This is a genomic window from Streptomyces sp. a15 (assembly GCF_059026085.1).
Map to the genome: position 1 here is coordinate 46,618 of NZ_JBWLKM010000016.1, position 20,767 is coordinate 67,384.

The following is a 20,767-nucleotide window of genomic DNA, read 5'->3' on the forward strand; positions in this document are numbered from 1 at the left end:
GCGAGGCGGCGCGGATACGTTGGCGCGGTGCGGCGGATCGGGGAGTTCACCGTGGAACTGCGGCTCGGGGCCGGCGGAATGGGGGCGGTGTACCTGGCGCGCAGTGCCGCGGGGCGCCAGGTGGCGCTGAAGGTGATCCGCCCCGAATACGCCGACGACCCGCACTTCCGGGCCAGGTTCCGGCGCGAGGCGACGGCGGCCCGCAAGGTGAGCGGAGCCTTCACGGCGTCCGTCGTGGGCGCCGATCCGGACGGCGACCCGCCCTGGCCGGCCACCCAGTACGTGCGCGGCGAGTCGCTGTCCGCGCGCGTGCGCTCCGGCGGCCCGCTGCCCGCCGCCGACATCGCCCGACTGGCAGGCCGGCCGGCGGAGGCACTGCGCGACATCCACCGCCAGGGCATCGTGCATCGCGACCTGGCTTCGGCCCGACCTTGCTGGCCGCGACCCTGCGCACCGGCGGGATCGACCTCGTCCACACCGCCCTGGCCCACTCCGGTGCCTGGGACAAGGCCCCCGCGGTGTTCGCGGCGGAGGCCGTCGCGCCCTGCCGCGACGGCACCTTCACCGCCGCCTTCCCGCACAGCGACCTGGAGGACGGCCGGCGATCATGATGTACGACGCGCCCTGCTGACCGCAGCCCGGGCCATCTGGAACACCCCAGCGGTCTCCGACCCCTCCGCCACCCACGTCTTCCGCACACTGTCCGAACTGCGCGAGCAGCAAGGCCTGCCCGGCGCGAGCGGCTGGATCACCATCGGCGGCGACGGCGGCCCCCAGGACAAGGCCACCCCCGTCCTACGCATTGAACCCGACGGCAGGACCACGGCCCTCGCGGTCACGTCGGCCGACGGCACACCGGTCCCCGGGCCCGGAGCCGGCTGAGGCAGGGCGCACTCCGCGCACCGCCTACCCTTGTCGCATGAGCAGCAGCGACCGGAGCCTGGCAGTGGGCGTGAAGACATACGAGGTGCGCACCTACGGGTGCCAGATGAACGTCCACGATTCCGAGCGATTGTCCGGGCTGCTCGAGGACGCCGGGTACGTGCGCGCGCCCGAGGGGTCGGACGGGGACGCGGATGTCGTCGTCTTCAACACCTGCGCGGTCCGCGAGAACGCGGACAACCGGCTGTACGGCAACCTCGGCCGCCTCGCCCCGAGGAAGGCGAGCCGCCCCGGGATGCAGATCGCGGTCGGCGGATGTCTCGCGCAGAAGGACCGCGACACCATCGTGAAGAAGGCGCCCTGGGTGGATGTCGTCTTCGGCACGCACAACATCGGCAAGCTGCCGGTCCTGCTGGAGCGCGCCCGCGTCCAGGAGGAGGCGCAGGTCGAGATCGCCGAGTCGCTCGAGGCCTTCCCCTCCACCCTGCCGACGCGGCGCGAGAGCGCGTACGCGGCCTGGGTCTCCATCTCCGTCGGCTGCAACAACACCTGCACCTTCTGCATCGTCCCGGCGCTGCGCGGCAAGGAGAAGGACCGCAGGACCGGCGACATCCTGGCCGAGATCGAGGCCCTGGTCGCCGAGGGCGTCTCCGAGATCACGCTGCTCGGCCAGAACGTCAACGCGTACGGCTCCGACATCGGCGACCGCGAGGCCTTCAGCAAGCTGCTGCGGGCCTGCGGCGCCATAGAGGGCCTGGAGCGCGTCCGCTTCACCTCACCGCACCCGCGCGACTTCACCGACGACGTGATCGCGGCCATGGCCGAGACGCCGAACGTGATGCCGCAGCTGCACATGCCCCTGCAATCCGGCTCGGACACGGTCCTGAAGGCGATGCGCCGCTCCTACCGCCAGGAGCGCTACCTCGGGATCATCGAGAAGGTCCGCGCCGCCATCCCGCACGCGGCGATCACCACCGACATCATCGTGGGCTTCCCCGGCGAGACCGAGGAGGACTTCGAGGAGACCCTGCACGTCGTCCGCGAGGCCCGGTTCGCGCAAGCGTTTACGTTCCAGTACTCCAAGCGCCCCGGCACCCCGGCCGCGACCATGGAGAACCAGATCCCCAAGCAGGTCGTCCAGGCGCGCTACGAGCGTCTTGTCGCCCTCCAGGAGGAGATCTCCTGGGAGGAGAACAAGAAGCAGGTCGGCCGCACGCTCGACCTCATGGTCGCCGAGGGAGAAGGCCGCAAGGACGGCGCCACCCACCGCCTCTCGGGCCGCGCCCCCGACAACCGCCTGGTCCACTTCACCAAGCCGGAGCAGGAGGTGCGCCCCGGCGACGTGGTGACCGTCGAGATCACGTACGCCGCCCCGCACCACCTCCTCGCCGAGGGCCCCGCCCTCGCCGTGCGCCCCACGCGCGCGGGCGACGCCTGGGAGAAGCGCAACGCCGAGAAGGCCGCCAAGCCGGTCGGCGTCATGCTCGGCCTCCCGAAGATCGGCGCCCCCGAGCCGCTCTCGGCCGCGACAGGCAGCGGCTGCGGCTGCGACTGACGCCGGCGCGTCGAGAGTCGACGGACGGAGGGACGTACGGCCGTTCCGCTCCCGTCGGCTGCCGTCCCGCCGCTCCTCGGCGTTACCCTGCCGATCATGCTTGTCGCCGCCGCAGTCTGCCCCTGCCCGCCGCTGCTCGTGCCCGAGGTCGCCGCGGGTGCCGCACCCGAACTGAACGCCGCCCGTGCCGCGTGCTCGGATGCGCTGGGTGTGCTCGCCGCCGCCCGGCCCGACCGGCTCGTCGTCGTCGGGCCGGCCGAGCGGAGCGGGCGCGGGACGCACCCGGAGGGCACGCGGGGCTCGTTCCAAGGGTTCGGCGTCGACATCGACGTACGCCTGGGCGCGAAGCGGGGCACGGCGGCCGGGCGCCTGCTCCCGCCCTCGCTCGCGGTGGCCGCGTGGCTGCTGGAACGGGCCGGATGGGCGGATGCCCCGATCGAGGGACTCGGCGTGGGGGAACCTCTCGAGGCCGAGCGGTGTATTGAACTCGGAGGGGAAATCGCCGCCGGGGCCGAGCGGGTGGCGCTGCTGGTGATGGGCGACGCCAGCGCGTGCCGCACACTCAAGGCGCCGGGCTATCTCGACGAGCGGGCGGCACCCTTCGACGCGGCGGTCGCGCGTGCGCTGGGTTCGGCAGACGTGTCGGCCCTCAAGGCGCTGGACGCGGGTCTGGCGTACGAGCTGAAGGCATCCGGCCGGGCCCCTTGGCAGGTGCTGGCCGGCGCGGCCGAGGGCACGCACCTCGGCGGCACACTCCTGTACAAGGACGCGCCGTACGGGGTGGGGTACGTGGTCGCGTCCTGGTCATAACGCCTGGTCATGAGGGTCTGGCAAGATCTGGCAAGCCCGCCTGGGCATATCGGCTCGGTCATGACGGCCTGGTCATGGCGGCCTGGTCATGGCGGCCTGGTCATGGCGGACGCGACGAACACGGCGGACGGCCGGGAGCGTGGTGCTCCGCGGCCGTCCGTCGGTGTGCCGTGCCGTGCCGTTCAGGAAGTCGGCGGGGGGCCGGCCGGTGGCGGGGAGGCCGGCGGTGTGCTGGTACCGCCTCCCGTGCCCGTGCCGTCCTTGTGCGCGAGTCGGTCCATGGCGCCCTTGGCCTTGCCCGTCCCCGACTCGATCTTGTGGCTGTACTTGCCCTTGGTCTTCTCGTCAACGACCTTCGCGGCCTTGTCGATGCCGTGTTGGATCTTGTCCCCGTGCTGCTGCGCGAGGCCGGAGACCTTGTCCTTTGCCGGGTTGAGTTTGGTCTTCAAATTGTCCAGGAGACCCATGGTCCACCTTCCCTCGCGGGGCAGTTACGTGCGGGCGCCTTCTCCGGCATCGCTGTCGGCAGCCTCATCGGCGCACTGCTGCTTGGGGATCTCGACGCCCTCGCCGGAGCCGGAGGTGTCCTCGGCGGCCGGTGCCGCCGTCTCCTCCACCGCGTCCTCGGCCTTGGGCTCGGCCTTCGTCTCGGCCTTCGTCTCGGACTTCGTCCCGGCCTCGGTCTGAGCCTCGACCGACCCCTTCGCCTCTGTCGCCTCCTGAGCCGCGGACTCGGCCGTCGCTGTGCCGGCCTGCGCCTCGGCGGCGGTCGACGCCTCCTCCGTGGTCTTCGACCTCCGGAGAAGTCGTGCCAAAACGCCCATATCCACTCCATACATTACTCGTGCGGGCGAAATCCCGCGTCGTCCGGTGCGTCCGTTTGCGCCGCCCGGGCCGCCGCCTCTGTGATCGGGCGGCGGAGAACCTCGCAACTGGCAACGACCCCGCGCGCGTGCCGTCACGTAACTCGTTCGAGGCGGGGTCCTGAGGTTTGCGAGACTGGGGCGGTGAGCAGCGCACCCCCCGCCCCACGAGTCATCGCCGTCGTCGGACCGACCGCGGCCGGAAAGTCCGATCTGGGCGTTTTCCTGGCCCAGCATCTAGGCGGTGAGGTCGTCAACGCAGACTCCATGCAGCTCTACCGAGGGATGGACATCGGCACCGCCAAGCTGACGCCCGAGGAGCGCGCGGGCGTCCCGCACCACCTCCTGGACATCTGGGACGTCACGGTCACCGCCTCCGTCGCCGAGTACCAGAAACTGGCCCGCGCCAGGATTGACGCATTGCTCGCCGAGGGCCGCTGGCCGATCCTGGTCGGCGGATCCGGCCTGTACGTCCGCGGAGCCGTCGACAACCTGGAGTTCCCCGGCACCGACCCCGAGGTCAGAGCCCGGTTGGAGGAGGAGCTCACCCTGCGCGGCTCGGGAGCGCTGCACGCGCGCCTGGCCGCCGCCGATCCCGAGGCCGGGCAGGCGATCCTGCCCAGCAACGGCCGCCGTATCGTGCGGGCCCTCGAGGTGATCGAGATCACCGGCCGGCCCTTCACCGCCAACCTCCCGGGCCATGACTCCGTCTACGACACCTTCCAGATCGGTGTCGACGTGGCGCGGCCCGAGCTTGACGAGCGCATCGCGCGCCGGGTCGACCGGATGTGGGACGCGGGCCTGGTGGAAGAAGTGCGCGCACTGGAGGCGCAGGGGTTGCGCGAGGGGCGTACGGCCTCGCGCGCGCTCGGCTACCAGCAGGTGCTCGCGGCGCTCGCCGGGGAGTGCACCGACGAAGAGGCGCGGGCCGAGACCGTGCGAGCCACCAAGCGCTTCGCGCGCCGTCAGGATTCGTGGTTCAGGCGCGATCCCCGGGTGCACTGGTTGAGTGGGGCCGCGGCGGATCTCACAGAACTTCCGCAGCTCGCATTGGCGTTGGTCGAACGACCGGTTACAGCCTGATCACGTCATGGCATCGGGACGCTCCGGCCGTCATCGCGGCCTTCGGCGCCGTGCCATCATCGAGCTTCGATCGACCAAGTGGAGTCCGAGTTGGGAGGGCGCGTGGCGATGGAGGCCGGCCCTCGCGACACCGCACAAGGCACCGAGCCCCTCACCGCAGAGAGCGGTGAAACGGAGCAGGACGGCGACCGTCTGAGCCCCGACGGGCCCGACGAGACGCAGGACGGTGTGACCGCCGACGGTCCGGAGCCCGAGGAGATGTTCCCGGGCGGCCCGGAGGTCGAGGTCGAGCTGCGCCCGCAGCGCCGGATGCGCATCTGGCAGCTCGCTCCCATCGTGAGCCTGGCCGCGGTCGGCTCGCTGATGTTCGCCTTCCCGCTGGCCTTCGACTTCGGCGACAGTGGGGCCGTGATCGCCATGCTGGGGCTGCTGATCTGCTCCTGCGCGGCCGGCTGGGGCATGATGGCCGCCCGCCGCGTTGGTTACACGTGGCCCGGGCTGCCGCAGCGGGGCTCCGGGCGCCGTCCGGACTGGCGGATCGTGATCGCCTACGTCGTGGTGGTCGCCGCGGTGGTCGTGCTTGCCGTGTGGCGCGTGGCCCGGCTGCGCTGACGCGGAGCTTCGGCGGTCGGCCGCGGTGAGCTTTCCGCGCGCGCGGGGTTGTCGTACCCACCCCGTACGATCGAGGAATGAGCACGCGGATCGCCTTCCTCAAGGGTCATGGCACCGAGAACGACTTCGTGATCGTCCCGGACCCCGACAACGCCATCGACCTGCCCCCGGCCGCCGTCGCCGCCCTGTGCGACCGCCGAGCCGGCATCGGCGGTGACGGCCTGCTGCACGTGGTGAGGTCCGCGGCCCACCCCGAGGCCAAGGACATGGCGGCCGAGGCGGAGTGGTTCATGGACTACCGCAACGGCGACGGCTCGATCGCGGAGATGTGCGGCAACGGCGTGCGGGTGTTCGCGCGCTACCTCCAGCGCGCCGGGTACGCCGGTGACGGCGACCTGGCGGTCGCCACCCGCGGCGGCGTGAAGACCGTGCACATCGCCAAGGAGGGCGACATCACGGTCGGTATGGGCAAGGCGGTCCTCCCCGAGGGGGACGTCACGGTCAGCGTCGGGGAGCGCAGTTGGCCCGCGCGCAACGTGAACATGGGCAACCCGCACGCCGTCGCCTTCGTGGACGACCTCGCGCACGCGGGCAACCTGTACTCCCCGCCGCCCTTCAGCCCGGCCACCGCCTACCCGGACGGGGTGAACGTCGAGTTCGTGGTCGACCGCGGCCCCCGGCACGTCGCCCTGCGTGTGCACGAGCGCGGCTCCGGCGAGACCCGCTCGTGCGGCACGGGCGCGTGCGCCGTCGCCGTCGCCACCGCCCGACGGGACGGCGCCGACCCGACCGTCACCGGAATCCCGGCGACGTACACCGTCGACCTGCCCGGCGGCACCCTGGTGATCACCGAGCGGCCCGACGGCGAGATCGAGATGACCGGCCCCGCGGTGATCGTCGCCGAGGGCCGGATCGACGCGGAGTGGCTGGAAAGGTCCGCTCGCTGACACCGCCGCTGATCACGGGACACGAAACCGTAAACCTCCAAACCGTCGCTCGAATGGGTGATCCTTTTCACGCTCGGCGAGAGGCGGTCAGGCGCACGTGATGGGCTCGGTAGCATCAAGCACCGGCCCGGACGGGGGAGCGATGCCATCCCCCGAGCCGTGTCCGCCCTGGGGCACCCCGTCCGCCGGTCCACGCAGCCGGAGGTGCCCATGAGTGCGGAGGCCACGAATCCCGCGAGCCCAGGCCCGGTGACAGCAGGCCCTGTACTGCCGACCGTGCCCCGCAGGAAGGCCCGCTCCCGGCTCGACCTGCGCCGCCTCGGCCGGGCCGCGCTGCTCGGCCCCACCGCCCGCGACCGGCTGCCCGACGCCATCGGCCACGTGGTCGAGGCCCACCGCTCGCACTACCCCGACGCCGACCTCGACGCGCTGCGCCGCGCCTATGTCCTGGCCGAGTCCTCGCACCGCGGTCAGATGCGCAAGAGCGGTGAGCCGTACATCACACACCCGCTCGCCGTGACCCTGATCCTCGCCGAACTGGGCGCCGAGACAACAACCCTGACGGCCTCTCTGCTCCACGACACCGTGGAGGACACTGACGTGACGCTCGATCAGGTCCGGGAGGAATTCGGCGAGGAGGTGCGCTTTCTCGTCGACGGCGTCACGAAACTGGAGAAGGTCGACTACGGCGCCGCCGCTGAGCCCGAGACCTTCCGCAAGATGCTCGTCGCCACCGGCAACGACGTCCGCGTGATGTCGATCAAACTCGCCGACCGGCTGCACAACATGCGCACCCTCGGCGTGATGCGCCCCGAGAAGCAGGCCCGCATCGCCAAGGTCACCCGGGACGTCCTCATCCCGCTCGCCGAACGGCTCGGCGTCCAGGCGCTCAAGACCGAACTGGAGGACCTGGTCTTCGCGATCCTCCTCCCCGAGGAGTACGAGCACACACGGGAGTTGATCGTCGACAACGCCTCCCGCGCGGACGACCCCCTTGCGGAGATGGCCGACGAGATGCGCACGGTCCTGCGGGACGCCGACATCCCTGCCGAAGTCCTCATCCGGCCCCGGCACTTCGTCTCCGTGCACCGCAGGGCCCGCAAACGCGGTCGGCTGCGCGGCACCGACTTCGGCCGTCTGCTGGTGCTGGTGAACGAGGACGCCGACTGTTACGGCGTACTGGGCGAACTGCACACCTGTATGACGCCCGTCGTCTCGGAGTTCAAGGACTTCATCGCCGTCCCCAAGTTCAACCTGTACCAGTCGCTGCACACCGCGGTGGCCCGCGGGGACGGCCAGGTCGCCGAAGTTCTCATCCGTACCCACCAGATGCACAAGGTCGCCGAGGCCGGCGTCGTCGCGCTGGGCAATCCCTACGCTCCTCCTTCGGAGGAGCAGACCGTTTCGAGCGACGGCGAGCGCGCCGACCCGACCCGGCCCGGCTGGCTCTCCCGCCTTCTCGACTGGCAGGAGGCCGCGCCCGACCCCGACACCTTCTGGTCCACCCTGCGCGAGGACCTCGCCCAGGACCGCGAGATCACCGTCTTCCGTCCCGACGGGGGCACCCTGGGCCTGCCCGAGGGCGCGACCTGCGTGGACGCCGCGTACGCGCAGTACGGCGAGGACGCGCACGCGTGCATCGGCGCCCGCGTCAACGGCCGCCTGGCGACCCTGAGCACGGTCCTGAAGGACGGCGACACCGTCCAGCTCCTCATGGGCCAGGACCCCGCCTCCGAGCCCTCCAGAGAGTGGCTGGACCACGCCCACACGGCCGCCGCCAGGATCGCCATCCAGCGGTGGCTGGCAACGCATCCGGCGTCCGCCGAGGCGCAGGAGGAGGGGCCGGTTCCGACCCTCCAGGCCGGCGAGGCAGCGGCCCGGCCCGCCGCCGGGAACTCCGTGACCGCCTCCGAAGGCCCCACACCCCGCACCGCCGACCGCCCCGCCGCCGCGAACGCCGTCGTCGACCAGCCCGGCGCGAGCGTACGGCTCGCGGGCTGCTGCACACCCGTACCGCCCGACGAGGTGATCGGCTTCTCCGTGCGCGGGGGAGCGGTGACCGTCCACCGGGTGGAGTGCGCGGCCGTGGCGCGCATGAAGAGCGCGGGGCGCGCGGAGGTCGGCGTGCGCTGGGGGGACACCACCGGGTGCCGGGTCACCCTGTTCGCCGAATCGTTCGGCCGCCCGCATCTGCTCGCGGACCTCACGGAAGCGATGGCCTCGGAGGGCGCCGAGATCGTCTCCGCGACCGTCGAGCCCCCGAGCCAGCAACGCGTACGCCACACCTACACCGTCGAACTCCCCGACGCGGCGCACCTGCCCGCCCTGATGCGGGCGATGCGCAATGTGCCGGGGGTGTACGACGTGAGCCGCGCGCAGACGCCGGGGGCCTGAGACCGCCTGCGGAACATGCACGCGCGCGTGGGGCGCGGTTGCGCGCGGCCCCCGTCGTCCTGCTGAGCTACCCGTTCGAGTGGGCCGATCGCGCGCCGCCGCCGTACCGCACGCGCGCGCTGGTAGCCGTGGTGCATGCCGCTCACCCCCCGCACCGTGGCTCCCCGAGCCCGCATCACGCCCTCCCGGCGCCGGAAGGCCGCCGCGCTCCTCGCCTGCGCCGTCTCCGTCTGCCTCCTCGCCGCGAGCGCCCCGGCCACCCCGCTGGGTGTCGGCGACCGCCTCTTCCCGTACCTCGGCAACCCGGGATACGACGTGGCGTCGTATGACCTCGCCTTCACCTATCCGGGCACCAACAGCAAGCCCCTCCAGGCGGTCACCACGATCGACGCCTGGACGACGACTTCGCTGGACCACGTGAACCTCGACTTCGCGCACGGCAAGGTCGACTCGGTCGAGGTCGACGGCGAGCCCGCGGCCTTCACGAGCGCCGGCGAGGACCTGGTGGTCACGCCCGAGGAAGCGTTGCCCGAAGGTAGCTGGATGCGGATCACCGTCCGGCACACCAGCGACCCCGTGTCCGCCGCGGACCGGGACGGCGGCTGGATCCGGACCGCGGACGGCCTCGCCATGGCCAACCAGGCCGATGTCGCCCACCTGGTGTACCCGTGCAACGACCACCCCTCCGACAAGGCGATGTTCACCATCAGGGTCACCGCGCCCAAGGGCTACACGGCCGTCGCCAACGGCCTGCCCACCGGCGTGGACCGGGCGGGCCGGGCGACGACCTGGACCTACCGGACCCAGCACCCCATGGCCACCGAGCTCGCCCAGGTGTCCATCGGCCGCTCCACCGTGCTGCGCCGCAGCGGCCCGCACGGGCTGCCCGTACGGGACGTCGTGCCCACCAAGGACCGCGCGCTGCTGGAACCGTGGCTGAAGAAGACCCCCGACCAGATCGTCTGGATGGAGGGCAAGGTCGGGCCGTACCCCTTCGAGACGTACGGACTGCTCATGGCCGATGCCGGCACCGGCTTCGAGCTGGAGACACAGACCCTCTCTCTCTTCGAGAGAGACCTGTTCACCGAGCCCGGCTTCCCCAAGTGGTACGTCGAGTCGATCATGGTGCACGAGCTGGCCCACCAGTGGTTCGGCAACAGCGTCAGCCCCCGCACCTGGTCCGACCTGTGGCTGAACGAGGGGCACGCCACCTGGTACGAGGCGCTGTACACGGAGGAGAAGGCGGACCGGCCCGTGGAGGCGCGGATGAAGGCGGCGTACGGCGCCTCCGACCGCTGGCGCGCGGCCGGCGGACCGCCCGCCGCCCCGAAGGCGCCCGACCCCGGCCAGAAGATCAGCATCTTCCGGCCGAACGTCTATGACGGCGCCGCGCTGGTCCTGTACGCACTGCGCCAGGAGATCGGCCGCCCGGCCTTCGAACGCCTGGAGAGGGCCTGGGTGAACCGCCACCAGGACGGTGTCGCCAGCACCGCGGACTTCGTCGAGCTCGCCGAGGAGATCTCCGGACGGGAACTGGGCGACTTCTTCGAGGGCTGGCTGTACGGCGCGAAGACCCCTCCGATGCCCGGCCACCCGGACTGGAAGTCGGCCACACCCCGGTCGGCCGCTGTGAAATAACACGGTGACGAGACGGGCCGTGCCGTGCGACCATCTTCAGGTCGGCGCGGCACGGGACACGGGAATCTCCCGGGGCACTCGTGCGTTGTGAGCAGTGACGGATCGGCTCAGAAGCTTCCGCTTCGGCTCTGTCGCGCTTTATCGGAATCCTCATCGACGTAAGGACCCAATGACCTCCTCTTCATCTTCTTCCCAGGACACTGAGCGCTTCGCGCATGCCTACCCCGAAAGTCTCCGGGCCGATGCCCTGATGGAAGAGGACGTCGCCTGGAGCCACGAGATCGACGAAGACCGGGACGGCGACCAGTTCGACCGCTCCGAGCGCGCGGCCCTGCGCCGTGTCGCGGGCCTCTCCACCGAGCTCGAGGACGTCACCGAGGTCGAGTACCGCCAGCTCCGCCTGGAGCGGGTCGTGCTCGTCGGCGTCTGGACCACGGGGACCGCGCGGGACGCGGACAACTCCCTCGCGGAGCTCGCCGCTCTCGCGGAGACCGCGGGCGCGCTGGTGCTCGACGGCGTGATCCAGCGCCGCGACAAGCCCGACGCGGCCACCTACATCGGCTCCGGCAAGGCCGAGGAGCTGCGCGACATCGTGCTCGAAACGGGCGCGGACACCGTCATCTGCGACGGTGAGCTCAGCCCGGGCCAGCTCATCCACCTCGAAGACGTCGTCAAGGTCAAGGTCATCGACCGTACGGCCCTGATCCTCGACATCTTCGCCCAGCACGCCAAGTCCCGAGAGGGCAAGGCGCAGGTCGCGCTCGCGCAGATGCAGTACATGCTGCCGAGGCTGCGAGGCTGGGGTCAGTCGCTGTCCCGTCAGATGGGCGGCGGCAAGGGCGGCGGCCTCGCCACCCGTGGTCCCGGTGAGACCAAGATCGAGACGGACCGGCGTCGGATCCGCGAGAAGATGGCGAAGATGCGCCGGGAGATCGCGGACATGAAGACCGGCCGCGAGATCAAGCGCCAGGAGCGCAGGCGCCACAAGGTGCCGTCGGTCGCCATCGCCGGCTACACCAACGCAGGCAAGTCCTCGCTGCTGAACCGGCTGACAGGCGCGGGCGTCCTGGTCGAGAACGCCCTGTTCGCGACCCTCGACCCGACCGTGCGCCGGGCGGAGACGCCCAGCGGCCGCCTGTACACGCTCGCGGACACCGTCGGCTTTGTACGGCACCTGCCGCACCACCTGGTCGAGGCGTTCCGCTCCACCATGGAGGAGGTCGGCGAGTCCGACCTGATCCTGCACGTGGTGGACGGCTCGCACCCGGACCCGGAGGAGCAGCTGGCCGCCGTACGCGAGGTGATCAGGGACGTCGGCGCCACCGGCGTACCCGAGATCGTCGTGATCAACAAGGCGGACGCGGCCGACCCGCTGACGCTTCAGCGGCTCATGCGGATCGAGAAGCGTTCGATCGCGGTCTCGGCCCGCACCGGCCGGGGCATCGACGAACTGCTCGCGCTGATCGACAACGAGCTGCCGCGGCCGTCGGTCGAGGTCGAGGTGCTCGTGCCGTACACGCACGGCAAGCTGGTCGCCCGCGCTCACGACGAGGGTGAGGTGATCTCCGCGGAGCACACCCCGGAGGGCACCCTGCTCAAGGCACGGGTGCACGAGGAACTGGCGGCGGATCTCGCGCCGTACGTTCCGGCGCCGCTCGTCTGACCGTCGTAGCACAGCCTGAAGGCCCGCCGTCTGCTCGTCGCAGGCGGCGGGCCTTCAGCGTGCCAGGCGGCGGGCCGTCAGCGTGCGCGGATCACTGACCGCCGTACGTCGTGCTCATGTTCTCGTAGAGAGTCTCGGCGTCCTGGCCGAGCTGCGGGCCCGCCAGCCAGGTGTTGTCGGTCGGGCCGATGGAGGTGTTCGAGACCAGCCTGGTCTCGCCGTCCACCACCCGGAACCAGCCGCCGCCGGACGAGCCGCCCGTCATGGTGCAGCCGATGCGGTACATCGTCGGCAGGCCCGCGCTGAGCGAGAACCGGCCCGGCCGGTCGAGGCACTTGAACATCTTCAGGCCGTTGTACGGGGGCGCGGCCGGGTAGCCCCAGGCGCCCATCGTGGCGACCTCGCTCGCGGACGGGGCGGAGAAGTCGACGTCCAGCGCGCCGGTGGTCTCCTCCAGGGACTTCGAGCCCGACTCCGGCTTCACATGCAGCACCGCGTAGTCGTACGCGGCACCCGCGCCGCCGGTCTCCGAACCGCCCTCGATCCACCCGTTCGACGTCGAGGCCCAGTCGGCCCACCAGTTGCCGTAGGGCGCGATCTCCGAGGCGGGGGCGTCGGCGAGCTGCGCCTCGGACTTGCCGAGGTCGTTGTACGCCGGGACGAAGACGATGTTGCGGTACCAGCCGCCGCTGCCGCCGGCGTGCACGCAGTGGCCGGCCGTCCACACCAGGTTGGACTTGCCCGGGTGGTTCACGTCCGTGACGACCGTGCCGGAGCAGACCATCGGACCCTCGGGGGAGTCGAAGAAGATCTTTCCGACCGGGGCCGCGTTCCGGTGGTACGGCGTCTTCTCGGCCGTGGCCTCGACGGGCACCGGCTCCGGGTCGCTCACGCCCTGGTCGGCGGCGGCGTCCTGCGTCGAGACCGTCTTGTCGGCCTCCTTCGCGGACTGCATCCGCTCGGGCTTCCAGAGGCCCTCGATCACCGGGTTGACGAAGTCCTTGGCCTCACTGAGCCACGTGTCCTTGTTCCAGTCCTTCCAGCCGCCGGCCGCCCAGTCGTCGACATCGATGCCGTGCTCCTTGAGCTTGTCGGCGAGACCGGCGGGGATCTCGACCTTGTCCCTCGCGGCCTGGGACGTGGTGGCCCCGGGCTTGTCGCCGGCGGTGTCCTCGCTCGAGCCACCGCAGGCGGTCGCGGCCAGCGCGAGGGCCGCGACGAGGCCGGTGGCCGCGAGGAAGGTGTGGGTGCGCCGCCCGTGGCGTGGAGCTGCGGGCGTACGTGTGGAGCGCATGGTGCGATAACCCCCGTGGGAACGTGCGAACGCCGTGTGCTTGGCACAGTGCTTGTCACACGAAGGGCGGATCCCTGTGGATCTCCGGAACTCTGGTTCTCCGGAACTCCGGGTCCATGGATCTCCGGGTCCATGGGATTCCGGGTCCATGGAATTCCGGATCTCTGGATCTCCCTTGCGGACGACACACCACTATGCCCGGGGAGTTGAGGGTGAACGGCGGTGAGCCGGTGAAGGTCTCCCCAACCCGCCCCACCGCCGTCCGTGTTCAGCGGGCGGTCACTGGCCCGCGAACTTGTCGCTCACCGAGGCGTACACGCCCTCGGCCACCTCACCCAGCCGCGGACCGGCCAGCCAGCCCGCCGTCACCGGGCCGATCGAGGTGTTGGAGACCAGCGCCGGCTTGCCATCCGAGCCGGCCGCGACCCAGCCGCCGCCCGACGAACCGCCCGTCATGGTGCAGCCGATGCGGTACATCGTCGGGTCCGGGGCGCTGATCGACAGCCGTCCCGGCTTGTCCTCGCACTGGTACATGGTCTGGCCGTCGAACGGTGCCGCGGCCGGGTAGCCGGTCGCCGTGATGCTCGCGACCTTCGCCACGGCCGGCGCCTTGAAGTCCACCGGCAGAGCGGAACCGACCGTCTCCTCCAGCGACTTGCCGCCGCTGCCCTCCTCCGGGGTCACATGGATGACGGCGAAGTCGTACGAGGCACCGTCACCGCCCGTCGCCCCGCCCTGCTCGATCCACTGGTCCGAGGTCTGCGCCCAGTCGCCCCACCACACACCGAGCGGAGCGACCTCCTCCTTGGCGGCGCTCTCCAACTCCTGCGTCGCCATGGCCTTGTTGTTGTACGACGGCACGAACGCGATGTTGCGGTACCAGCCGCCGTCCTTGCCCGCGTGCACACAGTGGCCCGCCGTCCACACCAGGTTGGACTTGCCGGGGTTGGCCGGGTCCTGCACGACGGTCGCCGAGCAGACCATCGTGCCCTCGGGGGAGTCGAAGAACACCTTGCCCGCTTCGGGAGCGTTGGCCTGGTACGTGGGCGCGACGGCCTTCGCCTCCACGGGCTCGGGCTCCGGGTCGGTCACGCCCTGGTCGTCGGAGAGGTCGCTGTCGTCGACGGCCTTTTCCGGGTCCTCGGCGTCCCGCATCCGGTCCGGGTCCCACAGGCCCTCGATGATCGGGTTGATGTACTCGTCGGCCTCGCGGAGCCAGTCCTCCTTGCTCCAGTCCTTCCAGGCGCCGTTCTTCCACTTGTCGAGGTCGATCCCGTGCTCTTTGAGTTTGTCCTTGAGGTCGTCCGGGATCGTGATCTTGCCGTCGCCCGCGGACGTGGCCGTGGCGGAGGCCTCGCCACCGGCCTCGGCGTCGCCCGAGGCACAGGCAGTGGCGGTGAGCAGGAGCGCCGAGGTGAGGGCAACGGCAGTCAGCGCGGGGGAGGTTCTGCGGCGCGCGTTCCTTCCTCGACGAGCGGTGAAGGACGGCCGTATGGGTCGCATTGTCTGAACTCCCCCTGAGGTGAAATCGGTTGGCTCACGCGCTTGAGTCACGTTGTGTGGGAACGGCATCACACACTATGCGCTCGCTGTGGGGGACTCCCCGCGGAACGGCAACGGTTTCGCTACGAGCTGTCTGAGCTGGACATCATCCAAGGATCCGCGGATCTGAGTGGGACGACGTAAGGCTTCCGTCATCTCCTGCGGGGTTACGGGGCGGCTGCCTCTTCCGTTGAATGGGGCGGAGATCAAATGAACTCCCAAGAGGTGAGGGCGGGGATGGGGCGCGTGCGCAAGGTACTGACCGGGCCGCTGGTCGTCGGAGCACTGGTGGTGGCGGTCGCCGCGGCCGGCTTCGGGCTGTACTGGTTCCAGCCGTGGAAGCTGTGGCAGGACGAGACCGTCGAGGAGGCCCTGCCCGGGACCGTGGAGACCTCCGCGCCGCCGACGGTGGCGCCCTCGACAGCTCCCTCCGAGTCGGCTCCCTCCGAGTCGGCTTCCTCGGCGACCGGGCCGCAGGCGCTGGCGAGCGGTGAGCTGATCAGCCACGAGCACGCGACATCGGGCACGGTGAAGCTCGTACGACTGGCCGACGGCTCCCACGTCGTCCGGCTGGAGAACCTCGACACCAGCAACGGGCCGGACCTGCGGGTGTGGCTGACCGACGCACCGGTGAAGGAGGGGAAGGCGGGCTGGCACGTCTTCGACGACGGGGAGTACGTCAGCCTCGGCAAACTCAAGGGCAACAAGGGAAGCCAGAACTACACGCTGCCCGCCGACATCGACCCCGCCCGCTACACCAGCGTCAGTATCTGGTGCGACCGTTTCGACGTGTCCTTCGGCGCCGCCGAACTCGCCGCCGCCTGACGCCGGGGCGCCCTTCGAGCCGCGCCGGTCACTCCTGCCCGGGCTTCGGCTGACGTCGGCCACACGTGTCTCTCCGCGCCGGTCATGCCTGCCCGGGCCTTCGGCTGCCCTCACCCGGGATCGACGATGGTCGGGCTACCTATCGAAACCCTGTCATCCCGGAGCCGTTGTTGCCCGTGACGTGACGGGTCACTACCGTGCTGCTTGAGATTTCAACGGGAAATCCCATGGAAGGGCCTGTCATGCCCCTGCCAAAAAGCAAGCCTCTGCCATCTCCGGCTGCCCTTGCCATCCCCCGAAACACTCTCCCGCACCTGCGAAGCACGGCTGCTCCGAGGAGCCGTATCACCTCGTTCCGGCCGATGCCGGCCTGACGGAACGCGGCTCTCGATTCTTGCTGCACGGGGCGGCGCCCTGCCGTAGCGCACCACCACGCCATCGCGCCTCCCTCTGCCCCACCCCCCACCGGTCTCCGGGCATGCCAACGCCCATCGCCCGGAGCAGAAGGAGAGATCCGTGAACTCCACACGCACCGAGCCCCTCGACTACCTCGTGGTCGGCGCCGGCCCCGCCGGGCTGCAGCTCGGGCAGTTACTCCAGGCGGCCGGGCACGGATACCGGATTCTGGAGGGCGGCCAGGCACCTGGCACCTTCTTCCGCACGTTCCCCCGCCACCGCAAGCTGATCTCCATCAACAAGGTGTACAACGGCACCGACGACCCCGAGCTGAACCTCCGGATGGACTGGAACTCCCTGCTGTCCCCGGACCCCCACCTGCTCTTCACCCGCTACAGCAAGCGGTACTTCCCGCACGCCGACGACATGGTGCGCTATCTCGCCGACTTCGCCGAGGCGTTCAAGCTGGACATCGCCTACGACACCAGAGCGGAGCGGATCCGGCGCGATGCCGACGGCTTCACCGTCACCGACCAGCACGGGCAGGAGCACCACGCCCGGCGCCTGGTCATTGCGACCGGGGTGAGCCGGCCCAACACCCCGGACATCCCCGGCATCGAGACCGCCGACGACTACTCCGTCGTATCCGTGGACCCCGAGGACTTCACCGACCAGCGCGTCCTGATCATCGGCAAGGGCAACTCCGCCCTGGAGACCGCGGACAGCCTCGTCGAGACCGCGGCCGTGATTCATGTCGCCGGCCCGCACTCCATCCGCATGGCCTGGAACACCCACTACGTCGGCCATCTGCGCGCGGTCAACAACAACTTCCTCGACACCTACCAACTCAAATCGCAGAACGCCCTGCTGGACGGCAACGTGCTGTCGATCGAGAAGGACCCCGGCGACGGCGGATACCGCGTCCGGTTCAGCTTCTCCCGGGCCGACGAGGTCGTGAAGGAACTGCGCTACGACCGGGTCGTCGTATGCACCGGTTTCCGCTTCGACGCCTCGGTGTTCGACCCGCAGTGCCGGCCCGAGCTGGTCATCAACGACCGCTTCGCCGCGCTCTCCCCGGCGTACGAGTCGGTGAGCGTGCCTGGCCTGTACTTCGCCGGCACCCTGATGCAGCAGCGTGACTTCAAGAAGTCCACCGGCGGCTTCATCCACGGCTTCCGGTACGCCGTACGCGCCCTGAGCCGCATCCTCGACGAGCGTCATCACGACCGGCCCTGGCCGCACCAGCAGCTGGACGCGTCCCCGCCCGCGCTGGCGGATGCCGTCGTGGAGCGGGTCAACCGCTCCTCCGCGCTCTGGCAGCAGTTCGGCGTGATCGGGGACCTGATCGTCATGCCGCCCGGCGAACCGGCCCGCTACCACGACGAGGTGCCGGTCGCCTATGCCCACGAGAGCCGACTCACCGACAGCGGCGACTACTTCGCCGTCACCCTCGAGTACGGCCCCGACCACGACAAGGTCGACCCCTTCGACATCACCGTGCGCCGCACCGCCCAGAACTCGGTCGACGCCGCCTTCGACGCCGCCTACCTGCACCCCGTGATCCGCCACTTCCGGGGCGGTGAGCTGCTCGGCACGCATCACATGGCCGAGAACCTGGAGAACGAGTGGGACCACCCGGAGGTCCACCGCGCACCGCTGGCCGAGTTCTTCGCCCGGGAACTGGACCGCCGGCCGAGCCCCGCCGGGCGGTGAGCGGCGTGCAGCAGTTCACCGTCCACGACTTCGAGACCGCGGCGCGCGCCACACTCGACCCGGTGTACGCCGACTTCATCGCCGGCGGGGCCCGTGACGAGATCACCGTACGGGCCAACGAGGCGGCGTTCGGGCGCCTCCAGCTGCTGCCGCGGGTGCTGCGCGGAAGTGCCGTACGGGAGCTGGACATCACCCTGCTCGGCAGCCGCGCGAGCCTGCCGGTCCTGCTCTCCCCGACCGCCTTCCACAAGCTGGTCGACCCGGAAGGGGAGCTGGCCACGGCCCGGGCCGCTGCCGCCGCCGGAGCCATCATGATCGTCTCCATGGCGTCCACGGTGGCCGTGGGCGAGCTCGCCGACGCGGTCCGCGCGGTCGGCGACGACGTACCCCTGTGGTTCCAGCTCTACATCCAGCCCGACCTGGAGATCACCGAGGCGCTGGTGCGCAGGGCGACCGACGCCGGGTGCGGCGCCCTCGTAGTCACCGTCGACTCCCCGGTGCTGGGCGCGGGCGAACGCAACCGGCGCAACAGCTTCCACGACCTGCCGCCCGGACTCCGCTGCGAGAACCTGGTGGACCTGCGCGACGGCGAGCGCGGACACGTACGGCAGGTCGCCATGTCCCCGGAGCTGAACTGGGAGCACATCGACTGGCTGCGCGGCGTGACGGACCTGCCCATCCTGCTCAAGGGCGTGCTGCACCCCGAGGACGCCCGGCTCGCCGTCCGGCACGGCGTCGACGGGCTGCTGCTCTCCAACCACGGCGGCCGCCAACTCGACACCGTCCCCGCCACCTTGGAGCTGCTGCCGGAGATCGTCGCCGCGGTGGCGGGCCGGGTCCCGGTGGTGCTGGACGGCGGGGTCCGGCGCGGCACCGACGCGGTGAAGGCCCTGGCGCTGGGCGCGTCCGCGGTGGGCATCGGCCGGCCCGTGATGTGGGCGCTGGCCGAGGGCGGTGAGAAGGGCGTACGCCGGCTGCTGGATCTGTTGCGCGAGGAGCTCGACGACACCATGGCCCTGTGCGGGGCGTCCGGTCTCGCCGACCTGACGCCCGATCTGGTCCGGATGCCCGCATGGGGGCCCGTGCCGGGTCCCGTCCTGGCTCCGGGGTCGGACCACCGGTTCGGCGGGGTGGTCGCATGAGCGCCACCGGATGGCTGATCACCGGCGCGGTCGTGGTCCTGGTGGCCACGCTGCCGTACTGGCTGCCCAGGGCGGTGATCGCGCTGCGGGTACGCATCTTCGCCCGGGTGGGCGGCGAGGAGGGCGTCCGGGCACCCGGCCGGGAGGTGCCCGCCGAGGAGTTCAAGAAGGTCTACGGCCATCCGGCGGCGAACGGCCGCAGCCGGGGCGCCGCACTCTCCGACCTGTTCTGGTACTGGCTGTCGCCCGGCCCGGAGGTGCACCAGGAGCACCTGGAGCCCGGACCGCGCTACGACGACGTGGCCAGGACCACCCGGCAGATCCTGGCCGGACTCTCCCGGGCGCAGTGGACCGAGCTGGTCGGCCGCTGCACCCGGCGGGTGCTCGACGAACTCGACGGCCACGCGCGCGTGCAGCGAGTCAGACTTCGGGACCTGATGATGCCGGTCTGGGCCGAGGTCTATTACGAGGTGGTCTTCCGCGAACCGTGCCCGCGTCACGTCCGGGACCTGATCACCGGCAACGCGGACGACGTGGTCACCGCCCTGAAGTGCACCGGTCTGCGGCACATGGACCGGCGTGCCCGGCTCACCGCCCACTTACGGGACCGGCTCGTGCACGACCCGCCGCCCGTGCCGCTGCCGTCCTCGCTCTCGCGGCGGGAGCAGGCGTACTACCTGCAGGGCACGTTCTTCAACACCGCCGTGGTACAGATGTCGGAGGCGATGGCCCATCTGCTGCTCGCCCTCGCCACGCACCGCCCGGTGCAGGACCGCCTGTCGGCCGGCGAGGCGGACCCGGACTTCCTGGACCGGGTCATCAACGAGACGCTGCAGCACTTCCCGCTCTTCGGCGTGGCCCACCGGATCACCTCCGGGGAGATCCCCCGGGAGGGACGCGAGCCCATCCCGGCCGGGTCGGTTCTGCTGTTCAACTACCCCGAATACCAGGGAACCGGCTCCTCCGGGGGAGGGCGGTTCGACCCGGACCGGTGGCTGAACCCGGACACCAGGCCGTCCGCCTTCATCCCGTTCGGGGTCACCGCCAACCGCCCCTGCCCCGCCCGCGGTTTCGCCGTCCTCACCATGCGGGTCGCGGCCGAAGAGGTGCTGCGCCGCTTCCTGCTGGAGTCCTCGGCGGAGCACACCCGGTCCCTGCCCAGCCGCGGTCCCTGCCTGCTGGTGCCGCGCACCGGAGCGTCCCTCAGCCCCGCCCGCCGGCGGACCCGGCTCGCGGCGATGCGCCTGGCCGACCGCTGGGCGACGGTCCCGCGCAGCCTCACCCAACTGGTCCTCGGCAGCTACATGGTCTGGGACGCCCGGCGCCAAGGGCTGTGCCGCACCTACTTCGCCGCCTCCTCCGGCGGTTCCGCGCCCTCCGTCGCCGCCGGCCGTTGAGAGGAACGAGA

17 protein-coding genes are annotated in these 20,767 nt (G+C 70.9%); 13 read left to right on the top strand and 4 right to left on the bottom strand.

Going from position 1 to position 20,767, the window contains the following annotated elements; all coding sequences use genetic code 11:
* The first annotated feature begins 27 nt into the window (after positions 1-27).
* The 3 genes from AC5P09_RS18785 to AC5P09_RS18795 all read left to right on the top strand — a co-directional run bounded on the left by AC5P09_RS18785 (position 28) and on the right by AC5P09_RS18795 (position 3,247).
* Positions 28-882, top strand: coding sequence for a protein kinase domain-containing protein (locus AC5P09_RS18785; RefSeq protein WP_493874984.1), 855 nt, complete (start codon positions 28-30; stop codon positions 880-882).
* A gap of 37 nt (positions 883-919) precedes the next feature.
* Complete coding sequence (gene miaB / locus AC5P09_RS18790) at positions 920-2,437, top strand: tRNA (N6-isopentenyl adenosine(37)-C2)-methylthiotransferase MiaB (protein WP_493874985.1); 1,518 nt, start codon at positions 920-922, stop codon at positions 2,435-2,437.
* A 96-nt stretch (positions 2,438-2,533) separates the two neighbouring features.
* Positions 2,534-3,247 carry a class III extradiol dioxygenase subunit B-like domain-containing protein gene (locus AC5P09_RS18795; protein WP_493874986.1) on the top strand — a complete coding sequence of 238 codons (714 nt, stop codon included), beginning with the start codon at positions 2,534-2,536 and terminating at the stop codon, positions 3,245-3,247.
* A 182-nt stretch (positions 3,248-3,429) separates the two neighbouring features.
* Here AC5P09_RS18795 and AC5P09_RS18800 read toward each other — a convergent pair whose 3' ends face one another.
* Positions 3,430-3,714, bottom strand: coding sequence for an antitoxin (locus AC5P09_RS18800; protein ID WP_493874987.1), 285 nt, complete (start codon positions 3,712-3,714; stop codon positions 3,430-3,432).
* A gap of 24 nt (positions 3,715-3,738) precedes the next feature.
* Positions 3,739-4,071 (bottom strand): hypothetical protein, encoded by a 333-nt coding sequence (locus tag AC5P09_RS18805; protein ID WP_493874988.1) that lies wholly within the window; start codon positions 4,069-4,071, stop codon positions 3,739-3,741.
* A gap of 183 nt (positions 4,072-4,254) precedes the next feature.
* Between AC5P09_RS18805 and miaA the strand changes: the two genes are divergently transcribed.
* The 6 genes from miaA (at position 4,255) to hflX (ending at position 12,447) form a co-directional block, all read left to right on the top strand.
* Complete coding sequence (gene miaA / locus AC5P09_RS18810; RefSeq protein WP_307677697.1) at positions 4,255-5,193, top strand: tRNA (adenosine(37)-N6)-dimethylallyltransferase MiaA; 939 nt, start codon at positions 4,255-4,257, stop codon at positions 5,191-5,193.
* 108 nt (positions 5,194-5,301) lie between these two features.
* A complete protein-coding gene (locus AC5P09_RS18815; RefSeq protein WP_493875059.1) occupies positions 5,302-5,805 on the top strand; it encodes a hypothetical protein in 504 nt (167 codons plus the stop codon).
* A gap of 77 nt (positions 5,806-5,882) precedes the next feature.
* Positions 5,883-6,752, top strand: coding sequence for a diaminopimelate epimerase (gene dapF, locus AC5P09_RS18820; protein WP_493874989.1), 870 nt, complete (start codon positions 5,883-5,885; stop codon positions 6,750-6,752).
* Positions 6,753-6,962: 210 nt separating this feature from the next.
* A complete protein-coding gene (locus AC5P09_RS18825; RefSeq protein WP_493874990.1) occupies positions 6,963-9,146 on the top strand; it encodes a RelA/SpoT family protein in 2,184 nt (727 codons plus the stop codon).
* Positions 9,147-9,281: 135 nt separating this feature from the next.
* The gene (locus AC5P09_RS18830) at positions 9,282-10,784 is read left to right on the top strand and encodes a M1 family metallopeptidase (protein WP_493874991.1); all 1,503 of its coding nucleotides are present in this window, start codon (positions 9,282-9,284) and stop codon (positions 10,782-10,784) included.
* A 169-nt stretch (positions 10,785-10,953) separates the two neighbouring features.
* The gene (hflX, locus tag AC5P09_RS18835) at positions 10,954-12,447 is read left to right on the top strand and encodes a GTPase HflX (RefSeq protein ID WP_493874992.1); all 1,494 of its coding nucleotides are present in this window, start codon (positions 10,954-10,956) and stop codon (positions 12,445-12,447) included.
* Positions 12,448-12,538: 91 nt separating this feature from the next.
* On the opposite strand, the gene AC5P09_RS18840 is transcribed toward hflX, so the two are convergent.
* Both AC5P09_RS18840 and AC5P09_RS18845 read right to left on the bottom strand, forming a co-directional pair.
* Positions 12,539-13,741: a trypsin-like serine peptidase gene (locus AC5P09_RS18840; protein ID WP_493874993.1), complete on the bottom strand. Its 1,203-nt coding sequence runs from the start codon at positions 13,739-13,741 to the stop codon at positions 12,539-12,541.
* Between the two features lie 279 nt (positions 13,742-14,020).
* Positions 14,021-15,244 (bottom strand): trypsin-like serine peptidase, encoded by a 1,224-nt coding sequence (locus tag AC5P09_RS18845; RefSeq protein WP_493874994.1) that lies wholly within the window; start codon positions 15,242-15,244, stop codon positions 14,021-14,023.
* Between the two features lie 276 nt (positions 15,245-15,520).
* Here AC5P09_RS18845 and AC5P09_RS18850 point away from each other — a divergent pair, with 276 nt between their 5' ends.
* From AC5P09_RS18850 to AC5P09_RS18865, 4 genes are all read left to right on the top strand, one after another.
* The gene (locus tag AC5P09_RS18850; RefSeq protein ID WP_493875060.1) at positions 15,521-16,108 is read left to right on the top strand and encodes a DM13 domain-containing protein; all 588 of its coding nucleotides are present in this window, start codon (positions 15,521-15,523) and stop codon (positions 16,106-16,108) included.
* A gap of 516 nt (positions 16,109-16,624) precedes the next feature.
* A complete protein-coding gene (locus tag AC5P09_RS18855; RefSeq protein WP_493874995.1) occupies positions 16,625-18,217 on the top strand; it encodes an NAD(P)-binding domain-containing protein in 1,593 nt (530 codons plus the stop codon).
* A complete protein-coding gene (locus AC5P09_RS18860; RefSeq protein ID WP_493874996.1) occupies positions 18,214-19,359 on the top strand; it encodes an alpha-hydroxy acid oxidase in 1,146 nt (381 codons plus the stop codon). Before AC5P09_RS18855 ends, AC5P09_RS18860 begins: the two co-directional genes overlap by 4 nt.
* Complete coding sequence (locus tag AC5P09_RS18865; RefSeq protein WP_493874997.1) at positions 19,356-20,756, top strand: cytochrome P450; 1,401 nt, start codon at positions 19,356-19,358, stop codon at positions 20,754-20,756. Before AC5P09_RS18860 ends, AC5P09_RS18865 begins: the two co-directional genes overlap by 4 nt.
* Positions 20,757-20,767 lie beyond the last annotated feature (11 nt).

Bases quoted from the DNA above. Each gene is read 5' to 3' on its own strand.
- miaB (WP_493874985.1), top strand. From the start codon at position 920: ATGAGCAGCAGCGACCGGAGCCTGGCAGTGGGCGTGAAGACATACGAG.
- AC5P09_RS18795 (WP_493874986.1), top strand. From the start codon at position 2,534: ATGCTTGTCGCCGCCGCAGTCTGCCCCTGCCCGCCGCTGCTCGTGCCC.
- AC5P09_RS18800 (WP_493874987.1), bottom strand. From the start codon at position 3,714: ATGGGTCTCCTGGACAATTTGAAGACCAAACTCAACCCGGCAAAGGAC.
- AC5P09_RS18805 (WP_493874988.1), bottom strand. From the start codon at position 4,071: ATGGGCGTTTTGGCACGACTTCTCCGGAGGTCGAAGACCACGGAGGAG.
- AC5P09_RS18815 (WP_493875059.1), top strand. From the start codon at position 5,302: ATGGAGGCCGGCCCTCGCGACACCGCACAAGGCACCGAGCCCCTCACC.
- dapF (WP_493874989.1), top strand. From the start codon at position 5,883: ATGAGCACGCGGATCGCCTTCCTCAAGGGTCATGGCACCGAGAACGAC.
- AC5P09_RS18825 (WP_493874990.1), top strand. From the start codon at position 6,963: ATGAGTGCGGAGGCCACGAATCCCGCGAGCCCAGGCCCGGTGACAGCA.
- AC5P09_RS18830 (WP_493874991.1), top strand. From the start codon at position 9,282: ATGCCGCTCACCCCCCGCACCGTGGCTCCCCGAGCCCGCATCACGCCC.
- hflX (WP_493874992.1), top strand. From the start codon at position 10,954: ATGACCTCCTCTTCATCTTCTTCCCAGGACACTGAGCGCTTCGCGCAT.
- AC5P09_RS18840 (WP_493874993.1), bottom strand. From the start codon at position 13,741: ATGCGCTCCACACGTACGCCCGCAGCTCCACGCCACGGGCGGCGCACC.
- AC5P09_RS18845 (WP_493874994.1), bottom strand. From the start codon at position 15,244: ATGCGACCCATACGGCCGTCCTTCACCGCTCGTCGAGGAAGGAACGCG.
- AC5P09_RS18850 (WP_493875060.1), top strand. From the start codon at position 15,521: ATGGGGCGCGTGCGCAAGGTACTGACCGGGCCGCTGGTCGTCGGAGCA.
- AC5P09_RS18865 (WP_493874997.1), top strand. From the start codon at position 19,356: ATGAGCGCCACCGGATGGCTGATCACCGGCGCGGTCGTGGTCCTGGTG.